Genomic DNA, 2,418 nt, shown 5'->3' on the forward strand with positions numbered 1-2,418 from the left:
ATTAGTATCTTTTTAAAAATATTTACAATTATTTTAATAGGTTATGCAAGAAGTCTAATATAAAACTAATAATAATTAACAAAATAAAACTAATAATTTATAAATAATAGAAAGGAATATTTACTATATAAAACTAGATCAAAAAACAAAAATGGTTTGAGATAAGGCAAAAAAATGTAATTGTAAATCAAAATAACAAGATGAAGCTGGTGACCATAAACTTTGCGGAATTTGTAAAAAAAACGATGATATATGGTGCTCATGAAAGTATTGAAAATCAACAGAATAGTATTTATAGATGAAATTTAGATCATAAAAAGTCGAAATCAAAGGGAGGCGATAATTCTATTGAGAATTTGCAAGCAGTCCATGTAAAATGTAATAGAAAAAAAGGAAGTTCTTAGTAAATTTATATGAATTATTTTAAGATAAAATAATAAAATTAATATGTTAAGAAAATAATTTATTAAATATCCAACATAGGCGCTAAATCACTTCCCTAATACCTAGTTTTCTCCTTAGTTTTATGATATAATCAAGTAGAAAATATGTCAATGAGATAGGTCACCTAGGAGAAACAAACCATATGAAAAAAGATATGATTATTTTATCAGTTGAAGACTTTTTAGCATTAGAACCTGATGAAAATATTCGTGAAGTACGACATGATGCAGAATATCAGTTTGATTATGAAAGCTGAAAAACAATTCTTTATTCGTCAGGAAAATTAAAATTTATTCTTCGTTATGTTCAAGCAATCTTTCAATGAATGAAAGAAGTAACTGATTTAACTGGCTTAACAATTAGTATTAGTGCCATTATTGTTGATAAGTTTAATTTCTCATTATTTAAAAATCAACAACATTTATTTAATTGTAGTTTATCAACTAATTTTTATTTAATTCCTGAAATAGAATGAGCAGAAAAAATTACAGAAGCACATGCTTCCAATTATGATTTGGTTAAAAATCAATTAATGTATGATCGATTAGAAATGGAACATTGAAAAGGGGAAGAAGGATTTGGTAAATTTATTAATATGCTATTAATGATTATTCGTAATGGGGAAAAACTTGACCCATTAATGTTACCAATCCAGTGAATGATTGAATTTAAAGATAAAAAATTAACGATGTCACGAATTAGAATGCAAATTCAAGCGTTACAAAATCGGACAGCACCAGATAAAGAATTTATCCTTGATTCGCGGAAAAAGAATAATAATGTTGAAGACGAAATTGACTTAGAAAAACGGCCATCATTAGAACCAGTTAATAAGAATGATAGTGATGATATTGCATCATGAAATAAATATTATAAAGAAGATGTTTAATACTTTATTAATGTGAAAAAAGGGTTAAGTTCTTCCTTAACCCTTTTTAAATGATAAAAATTTAAATAAACGAATTTTCAATTTAGGGGAATAATTAAAAGAACCTAATTCTGAAATATATGATTCATTTTTTAAAGATATGACTAAAAAATATTATAATTTAAAAGAGGATTTTAATTACCGTATAGGTCATGATGCTTGAGAAATATTGGGTGATATTCTAGGTGAAAAATTAGTGGTATCGTGTAAGTGAAGTGCAACAAATCAACTCCTTTTTGAGTTGATTTTTTAATGGAAAGAAAACATTATTTTATTTTGCGGTCCGTAGTAACTAAGTATGGAAAAGATATTGTTATTAATACGGGTAAATAATATTGTAATTAATAATGAAAAAGAAGATGAATAAATTATTTCGCGTAATTTATTAGCGGATAATTTATTCAATATGGTTTATTTTGAGCGTAGCGAACACGCGAAGCGTGCCGCGAAATTAGATTTTTAAAAGGAATTAAGTTATGCCAGTTTGATTAACGACAATATTTAGTGTTGTTATTATATTAGGTATTTTTGCATGAATTGGTTTATCAATTTATCAAAAAATTAGACAAATTAAAGGTAAGAAAAAAGATAAGAAAGAAATTGAAAATAGGGAGGATAAGAAATAATGTTAGGTATGTATTTAACAACAGCAATTAATTTTTTAGCAGTTGGTGATAAACCTACTATTTCAGATGGAATGGGTTCTATTTGGAGTGGATTAGGACAAGCAATGATGAAAGTTAAAAAAGCAATTTATGCTGTATTACCACAATTAATGACTTTTTTAGGTGATGCGTGAATTATTTTAATTCCATTTGGTATTTTTGTAATTATTAAGATTTTAAACTTTTTCCGTGTTATGGTTAAAGGATTTTAATATTTATTATAATCGATCATATATCTTAGCTGTGGCACACTAGTTTTTATATGTGATTTTATTAAATAATTTTATTGTTTATTTTTACACTATACACTGTTTACAAATTTATTTTTTAATAAATTTTATTATTATTATTAATGTTGGAATTATAAAAATTCCTATTATA

The 2,418-nt window shown here is 25.1% G+C and carries 5 protein-coding genes; all 5 read left to right on the forward strand.

The genetic code is table 4. The features are described 5' to 3' along the window. Positions 1-245: 245 nt before the first annotated feature. The 5 genes from EHU54_RS05475 to EHU54_RS05495 all read left to right on the forward strand — a co-directional run bounded on the left by EHU54_RS05475 (position 246) and on the right by EHU54_RS05495 (position 2,249). On the forward strand, positions 246-404 hold the full coding sequence (locus EHU54_RS05475) for an HNH endonuclease (protein ID WP_400249376.1): 159 nt from the start codon (positions 246-248) through the stop codon (positions 402-404). Positions 405-586: 182 nt separating this feature from the next. Further along, complete coding sequence (locus EHU54_RS05480) at positions 587-1,333, forward strand: hypothetical protein (RefSeq protein ID WP_400249372.1); 747 nt, start codon at positions 587-589, stop codon at positions 1,331-1,333. Between the two features lie 249 nt (positions 1,334-1,582). Further along, positions 1,583-1,705: a hypothetical protein gene (locus tag EHU54_RS05485; RefSeq protein ID WP_400249373.1), complete on the forward strand. Its 123-nt coding sequence runs from the start codon at positions 1,583-1,585 to the stop codon at positions 1,703-1,705. 143 nt (positions 1,706-1,848) lie between these two features. Then, positions 1,849-1,998, forward strand: a complete 150-nt coding sequence (locus EHU54_RS05490; protein WP_400249374.1) for a hypothetical protein — start codon at positions 1,849-1,851, stop codon at positions 1,996-1,998. After that, positions 1,998-2,249, forward strand: a complete 252-nt coding sequence (locus tag EHU54_RS05495; RefSeq protein ID WP_400249375.1) for a hypothetical protein — start codon at positions 1,998-2,000, stop codon at positions 2,247-2,249. Before EHU54_RS05490 ends, EHU54_RS05495 begins: the two co-directional genes overlap by 1 nt. Positions 2,250-2,418: the final 169 nt, after the last annotated feature.

The sequence above is a fragment of the Spiroplasma sp. ald genome, assembly GCF_044714355.1.
GTDB classification, from domain to species: domain Bacteria; phylum Bacillota_I; class Bacilli_A; order Mycoplasmatales; family Mycoplasmataceae; genus Spiroplasma; species Spiroplasma phoeniceum.